6 protein-coding genes are annotated in these 8322 nt (G+C 49.1%); 4 read left to right on the top strand and 2 right to left on the bottom strand.

Features of this window, described 5'->3' with window-relative positions; translation table 11 throughout:
- Positions 1–30 precede the first annotated feature (30 nt).
- The gene (locus tag HKN79_03450) at positions 31–3009 is read right to left on the bottom strand and encodes an HYR domain-containing protein (protein NNC82608.1); all 2979 of its coding nucleotides are present in this window, start codon (positions 3007–3009) and stop codon (positions 31–33) included.
- A 271-nt stretch (positions 3010–3280) separates the two neighbouring features.
- On the opposite strand from HKN79_03450, the gene HKN79_03455 reads away from it, so the two are divergent.
- Complete coding sequence (locus HKN79_03455; GenBank protein ID NNC82609.1) at positions 3281–4543, top strand: DUF2130 domain-containing protein; 1263 nt, start codon at positions 3281–3283, stop codon at positions 4541–4543.
- Between the two features lie 7 nt (positions 4544–4550).
- On the opposite strand, the gene HKN79_03460 is transcribed toward HKN79_03455, so the two are convergent.
- Positions 4551–5132: a hypothetical protein gene (locus HKN79_03460; protein ID NNC82610.1), complete on the bottom strand. Its 582-nt coding sequence runs from the start codon at positions 5130–5132 to the stop codon at positions 4551–4553.
- 124 nt (positions 5133–5256) lie between these two features.
- Between HKN79_03460 and HKN79_03465 the strand changes: the two genes are divergently transcribed.
- The 3 genes from HKN79_03465 to HKN79_03475 form a co-directional block, all read left to right on the top strand.
- Entirely contained in the window at positions 5257–7137 is a 1881-nt protein-coding gene (locus HKN79_03465; protein ID NNC82611.1) for a tetratricopeptide repeat protein, read from the top strand.
- 39 nt (positions 7138–7176) lie between these two features.
- Positions 7177–7947, top strand: a complete 771-nt coding sequence (locus tag HKN79_03470) for a T9SS type A sorting domain-containing protein (GenBank protein ID NNC82612.1) — start codon at positions 7177–7179, stop codon at positions 7945–7947.
- 100 nt (positions 7948–8047) lie between these two features.
- A partial coding sequence (locus HKN79_03475; GenBank protein ID NNC82613.1) for a DEAD/DEAH box helicase occupies positions 8048–8322 on the top strand: 275 nt, incomplete at its 3' end.

Genomic DNA, 8322 nt, shown 5'->3' on the forward strand with positions numbered 1-8322 from the left:
TTATGCTCACTGGGAAGGAAGCGCATACGATCAGCGCAGAATGGTGAATCGGGCGGTACCGATAACCTCATCCCCCTCTGAGCGATATCTGATCACATAGGTCCCTTCGGCCAGAAAGGCGACTTGAATGCTACGGATACCTGATGTGATGGTGCCTGTATGAACACTACGACCTTCCATGTCCATGATCTCGAAATCCAAAGGACCGTATGTGTCGGTATAGTCCAATATCAAGATGTCTCGGGCAGGATTCGGTCGGATGCTCAGGAGATCGCTCGGAGCTTCCATCAATCCGGCAGGAGGCAGCACGGTCAAAGTGAATTGACACTCGGAGGTATTCCCACAAAGATCGGTCAGGGTCACTTGGATAGTGTGATCTCCTACATCGAGCAGGGTACCTACGGATGGCGTCTGTTGGTACTGGACCGGCAATGAGCAATTCTCAGAGAAATCTATAGCCCCGAAGTAGGACTGGATAGGATGTTCTCCCTGTGGATCCGAATCCTCGATCTGATCTTCCGGACAGGTGAGACTTGGCGGTGTGTTATCGTAGACTGGATAATACTGGACCACAGAAGCGATATGCCCACTGGTGTCTGTCACCGTGATCGTGCGGATGAGGGTGTCTCCACAGACCTGTTCTCCCGTAATCTCGATGTCGACCATAAAATCGAATCCCCATCCTGTTCCCAGTTGATAATCGGGTAGGGGTAACTCTTCGTCACAAGCGATATCCATACCCGGAGGAGCGCTGACGGTAAATGTGTTGACATAGTCTGACATGCAGTCGAAGAACCAGAGTTTCCCTTGTCCATTGTAGCCTCCTGCACCTATCCAATACGTGTTTTCGACTCCAACGCTCAGACTTTCGCCATGCAGGTCCAAGCAGCCTCCGAATCGATGGTTGGGTTCATGATCCACAGGGACGATATTGGCCTGAGGTTCCCACTGCTCATTGACCCACGAATAGACGACTACGGAGCCACTGAAATTTCCAGCCGTCTTATTCATGTAGTCACCCACTACCATCAGATCGCCTTCGATATCTACGGCACTGCCGAAGCAGGTATTATATCCGATGGACTCTGTCCAGAACGGATTCTCATGGAATTGGGCATTGGTCCATTGGGTGCCATCATAGTCATAGGTGAAGAGCCCACCTAGGTACCAGGTACCTACAGCAGCACGATCTCCTTCTATGGCCACATCAGCTCCTATCCCTTCTCCATAGCTGCCATCTACGTCAGGTAGCATACCATCCAGTTGCCAGACACCATTCACACTCCGGTATATTGCTCCTGTATTTCCTCCCTCATACCGACCTACGATGATCAGGTTCTCATCTATGTCTACCGAATTGCTGGCTTGGGAGAAGATGGCAACTTCTATCCATTGATCACCTTGTTTTTCAAATACGCTCAGATTGCCTTCTGAACTCCCTAGAACAACGGTAGTTCCGTAGATGGCCGATCTGTAGTATGTGCTGTCATTCTCACTATTGAAGAGTACCGTCTCCAATTCCCAACTTATTCCATCCAATTTGTAGATGTTATTCTCTTCGATGAATCGATCCCCATGCATATCCAATGCATCCGTCCATACAAATCCCAGGTCGATGTTCTCATAAACTTCCCAAACACCATTGACTCGATGCATGATCTGAGTATCTCCGCTTTTACCGACCACGGCCCAATCCCCATACATGGATACTGCTTTTGCCTGGGTATTATCGAAGAACTGCCCTCCATCACAGCCACACGGAATGTCATTATCCACCACTGTGAAAGTGAAGGAGTGGTCTATGGAATTGCCACAGGTGTCATGAGCAGTGATGGATCGTGTGATGCTATAGTCGCAATCGAATCCGCTGATCTCATCTTCAAAAGTGAAATAAATGGAGTCGCAGAAAGTTCCTGCATTGAAGGTCTCTGCCAGTGTGAATTCATCGCAGCAATAACCTGATCCATCTCCTGGCGCATTGTTGATCCACATAGAAGGTTCGGTGATGAAGGAGTAAGGACCTTCATGCGAACTGGTGCCATTTGCACCACAATCGGCCATGACATAAAATTCATAGGATGTTTCGGGGTCCAGACCGGTCAAGGTGAATGGAAGTTCGATAATCGCATCGGTCACTTCACCGTTACCTGGAGTGAATCCACTCGGACCATACTCGATGATCCATTGGGATGAGCCATTGGTCTCCCAGTCGATGATCACGCTGTGATCGGTCATGGTACTCGTGCTCACTCCGAATGGGGGTGGGCATTCAACAGCTGCCCGGCAGAGTTTCAGTTCATTATTTGTTCCGTTATAGCTATAGAATCCTCCACACTCACCATCGAACCACTCCACGTAATACGGATAGTCATTGTTCCATACCCCTATGGAATAGGTCGCACCAGGAGTGAGTCCGGTGACCGATTCTACCACCCCATCCGAGATGGCCGGCTGGCAATAGACATCGGCTGAGGAACAGTTGTCACGAATGACGAATCCGAAATCATTCCAGCTGAATTCAGAGATGGATACATCTACCGCGCCATCAGCGGGGGCCGTAAAACTTCTCCATAAGACATACTCATCCTCCCCAGCACAATCGACATATGTAGTGCCATCGAATTCGAAAAAGGCAATGAAGTACATAGTGGCGGAAGTGAAGTTGGAGCATTGGGAAGATTCCGCCACACTCACAGGAGGCCCCGGACAGTAGATTCCGTCATCAGGGAAAATCAATATCGGCTCACAGAAGGTCGCTTGTATCCATTGACTCTCTGTGTCGCCAATACCATCCCCTCCATCACCCGGCTCACAATCACAGACGGACCGCACCCAAGCATCTGCTGTGCCATAAGGCACTCCCAAACTCGGGAAGCTCACGGGGGTGATGATCGTGCCTGGAGGTGTAGTGCCGGGCACAGGTATGGGCTCGTTAGCATAATGCACCTCATAATAGAGAATGGGACAGGTGGAATTGGTCGGTGTGGCCCAAGTGATGCCAGCTGTCATGTCGAAATTGTTGCTGTATAGCACGACAGCCTGAGGCGGAGCGCACTGCCCCAAAGAGCTTATTTCAAAGCAGAATATGAGGAGAAGTAGAAGAAAGAATCTATTCATAGCGTCTGGATAGGGCAGGTAAAGGACTCCCCCAAGTCCCATGGGCCTGTGTGAATATATCGATTCCTCTGTTGATCCTATGAAGTTCGTTTCTCTGATCAGGGGATAAAATTGTAATGCTGACCATGCGCCATTCGCTAGGCATGCCGTACTTTTCGGCTGTATGGAGAAGACACAGATAAAGTGCCCCAATTGTGCGACCGACATCGATGTGCAGGACATTCTTGCTCATCAGTTGGAAGATGAGTTGAAGAAGAAGTATCAAGCGCAATCGGAAGAGCAGAAGAAACAGATAGAAGAACAGCGGACAGCGCTCGAGCGCTCCAAAGCCGAGTTCGAAGAGAAGAAACGGAAGGAGAATGAACTTTTCCAAGAGCGGTTGGACGCTCAGATGAAACAAGAGCGTATCGCCCTAGAAGAACGGTTGAAGCAAAAGCTTGCTGAAGAGAATTCGGACCAGATCAAGGCTTTGAATGAAGAACTCCAGGCCAAGTCCGAGCAGGTCAAGGAACTCAATCGCTCCAAGGCCGAGATTGAGAAGCTCAAGCGGGATTCTGCCGAGATGAAAGAGAAATTGGAAGCAGAGGCACAGCGCAGGATCAACCAGCAGATCAGTCTGGAGAAAGATAAGATACGGAAGAGTGAAGAGGAGAAGAACGAACTCCGATTCCGTGAGTTGCAAAAACAGCTGGAGGATCAGAAGAAACTCACCGAAGAGATGAAGCGCAAGCAGGAGCAAGGCTCCATGCAATTGCAAGGGGAGGTGCAGGAGTTGGCCATAGAAGAATGGCTGGCGCAAGAATTCCCACTCGACACCATCACTGAGATCAAGAAAGGGGCTCGAGGGGGTGATTGCTTACAGACGGTCAATACTCGTGCATTTCCCAATTGTGGGAACATCTACTATGAGAGCAAGCGTACCAAGGATTTCCAACCCGCCTGGATCGAGAAGTTCAAGGCCGATATCCGGGATAAAGGTGCAGATATAGGTGTGCTCATCACCGAGGTCATGCCCAAGGGAATGGAACGCCTAGGCATGCGAGATGGCATCTGGATATGCAATTATGAGGAGTTCAAAGGGCTCTCAGCCGTACTGCGACAGAGCCTCATACGCTACCGCACGGCATTGACCAGTCAAGAGAACAAGGGCGATAAGATGCACATGCTCTACGACTATCTCACCAGCAATACCTTCCGCATGCAGATAGAGGCCATCGTAGATGGATTCTCCCAGATGAAGGAGGATCTGGAAAAGGAGAAACGCAGTATGCAACGCATCTGGAAACAGCGCGAGAAACAGATCGAGAAGGTGGTCAACAATACCATCGATATGTATGGGTCGGTCAAGGGTATTGCCGGCAACTCTGTACAGTCTGTCAAAGCGCTGGAACTCCCAGATGAGTCTTCAGAAGAAGAGCTTTTCTAGCCGCTCACTACGGAGTGCATAGGTAGTTTCCTGAATCCCCGCAGAAAGTCGGGCAAGGGTCACCTGCCACAGGCGTTCCGATGATCTCTACAGCGTTGTTCACAATCTTGGCCGGTACGATCTCGAAATTGAAATTCGTCCCCTTGGTCGTCAAGCGGATACTATATCCGGTACAATCTCCGGAACAATCAGAGATCTTGTCTTTGGCGATGACGCTGTTGAAGGCCACATGGGCAGTGGAATAGGCCTGACACAATTTCCGAGCATTATTCGCGCTCAGTGGTTCGATATCTGCCTTTCCATCAGTGATTCCTTCATAGAGTTGGTATTTCAACTTCGGATTCGTCCAATTGTATAACTCCGCTCCGGATTCGTCCACTCCGATGATCATCAAAGACAATTGCGCCTTCTTCAGATCCAAGGTGGGATACACCCGTAGACCCGTGCAATTCTCATTGCCGAGTATGTCAGCGATCAATTCCTTATCATAGAACGAAGCGGGAATGGCTGGAGCTTCTTGAGCATAGGTCTCCATCGCGCAGGTCAAAATCATGGCTAGCGCGGCAAATAGTAGAATTGGTCTTTTCATGGTCGTGTAATGGTTATTGAAGCAATGTAGACACAACTCTTTAGATTTCAGATTTTTATCTGAGAGATTAAATGTTTACCTTGAACTACAGACTCTCGGCAAATGAGGGTCGTAACCAATCACCTTGACCTCCATCCTCATTCGACATATAACCCTCTTCTGCCTTCTCATCTCCACCATTGCTCTCACGGCTTCTACCGTTCAGGACGATATGGAGGATTACTTGGATGAGGCCACACGCCATGAGCGTCTAGGCGACCTGCATGCCGCATTGCAGTATATGGATAGTGCACTGACACTGGCTGTGAAGAGTTCGGATAAGGCAGGAGAGGCAGAGGTCTATTCGCGCCAAGGAATCGTCTATCAGGTTCAAGGCAATTACGAAAAGGCACTCAAATACCAATTGGATGCACTGCGATTGGTAGAGAATAGTGCGGATGAAGAATTGTGGGCCAATGTCTTGAACAACATCGGGACCATACACCACTATCAGCAGAATTATGAAGAGGCGCGCAGATACTACGATTTGTGTCTCGGATTGCGTATGAAACTGGAAGACAAGCGCAATCTCGCTATGTCCTATAACAACTTCGGAGCACTTCAAGAGGATATGGGCAATATCAATGAAGCCCTGAATATGCATGCGCATTGCATAGATATCTGGAAAGAACTCCAAGACACGGCCTGGATCGCCATCAGCTATGTCAACATAGGCTCCTGTCTACAGAAACAAGGAGATCTGGACTCTGCATTGACACTCTATGAGCAGGCCCTGAGTATGTATACGGATAGACCGGGCTCACATCAGCGGGGTAAGATGATGGTCAGGATCGGTGATACCTACCTCTTGAAGGGAGAATATCTGAACGCCCTCTATTGGTGTCAAAAGGCAAAAGACCAAGCAGAGGTATGGGAGGCGATCCCCTTGCACAAGGAGAGTTGCTATTGCCTCTACAAGGCCCATGATCAATTGGGTAATGAAGCGGCCGCCTTGGAGATGTTCAAGGAATATGTGGCCGCCAAAGACTCGCTGGAAGGTCAGGAACTGACCCGAAGGATCACCAAATTGGAAATGGACTATCAGTTCTCCAAGCAATTCCTTGCAGATAGCTTGGCCGCTGAAGAAGATCGTATGCGTGCAGAATTCGAGTTCCAAGCAGAATTGGATGGAGAAAAACAAAAACGCAATCTCTATCTCATACTCGGAGTGGGGATACTCATTTTCACAGGAGGATTATGGAGTCGACTTACCTATGTGAGAAGATCACGGGCCGAGATCCAGTCAGAAAGGGACCGATCGGACAAACTCCTGCTCAATATCCTGCCAGCACCAGTTGCTAAGGAGCTCAAGATGACAGGTAAAGCGAGCGCCAAGGATTATAGCATGGTCACGGTGCTGTTCACTGATTTTGTGGATTTCACCGGAATTGCTGCAAGCATGTCCGCACAGGAGTTGGTAGAAGAATTGAACATCTGTTTCATGAAGTTCGATCAGATCATAGAATCCTATCAACTGGAAAAGATCAAGACCATCGGTGATGCGTATATGGCCGTAGGGGGCCTATATGACACGGAATTCAATTATCAGGAGCGCTCGATCCGAGCTGCATTGGATATCAAGGACTTCATCCAAGAAAGAAGGCAGATCAATCGATCAAAGGGGATGAAACCCTTCCAGATCAGACTAGGGATACACTCAGGACCTGTGGTGGCAGGAGTCGTGGGACAGAGCAAATTCCAATACGATATCTGGGGTGATACGGTCAATATCGCAGCCAGGATGGAAGAATGTGCCGAGATGAACTCGATCAATATCAGCAAGACCACCTATGAGATGGTCAAGGATTGTGAAGATTTCGAATTCACCTCCAGAGGCGCATTGATCGTCAAAGGAAAGGGACCTATGGAGATGTATACCGTGCAACGGTCCGCCTCCCATTCAGCACAGGCACCTGCGCAGGTAGAGCAGGAACCCGAGCTCAAGGATGAGATGAAGGCTTCATAGATTTTTTTATCTTCACATCAGACCACCAATACCTACTACATGTTCACAAGACTACTTTCCACGTTCTCGTTATTTGTCCTGTTCTCATCATCCATCCTTGCTCAAGGGGGTGGTGGAGAGTGCATCCGTCTCGTGTCAGTAGACCCGCAGAATGATTTGATCACCATTCACAATAGGACCTTAGCGACCATAGATATCTCAGACTACAGACTATGTTCCTTGTTCTCGTACGGGGATATTTCAGCACAGCCAGCCTTATTCGGTGATCCCAGTGCTATTCCTCCCGATGATTTCTTAGTCCTCTTCTGGAATCTGGATGATATAGATAGTGACATGGCGCTCTATCTTCCTACAGGTGCCTTCAGCGATCCGGGTTCCATGGTGGATTTCATGCAGTATGGAGCGGCAGGAAATGGGCGTGAGAGCGAAGCTGCCGAAGCCGGACTCTGGGTAGCTGGAACTTTTGTAGAAGGTTCTGATCCTGCTGGATTCACAGGCAACTGCGGTCAGCACGGAGTCGAATATTGGTTCTCAGCCACCAGTGTGGAAGAATTCGATCAAGAGCAAGTCACTCTCAGTCCCAATCCCTTTCAGGATCGGATAGAACTGCGCATGAATATGCCCGTGCAAGGAGATATCATGTTCCGCGTGATGAATATCACTGGAGAAGTGATCTTTGAAGAACAGATGGGCAAAGGCATGCAGCTGAACTACACCTTGGATAGTTCGCTCTGGTCATCGGGTATATACTTCTTCCAGATGTCCCTGGATGATCAAGTAGTGTTGACCCGGAAATTGGCCAAATTCTAAGTCGGCAGGCAGTAGACCATATTCCCATGCTTCACACCTGAAGGTCAGGCCCATAGTTATTTGGGCTACCTTTGCGGCATCATTTTAACATTCCCATTTTTTGATGTCATTCGATAAGCTTGGACTCTCAGAGTCTTTACTCGGGGTCTTGGCAGAGATCGGTTTTACTACACCGACACCCATCCAGCAACAGGCGATACCCCTATTGCTGGCTCCCGACACCCCTGATTTCATAGGACTAGCACAGACCGGTACCGGTAAAACAGCTGCATTCGGCCTTCCACTACTGGATCTGGTCGATATGCAAGATGACAGTACCCAGGTGCTCATCATGGCACCTACGCGGGAGTTGGGTCAGCAGACGGCAAAAGAACT

Source organism: Flavobacteriales bacterium (genome assembly GCA_013001705.1).
Taxonomy (GTDB): Bacteria; Bacteroidota; Bacteroidia; order Flavobacteriales_D; family JABDKJ01; genus JABDLZ01.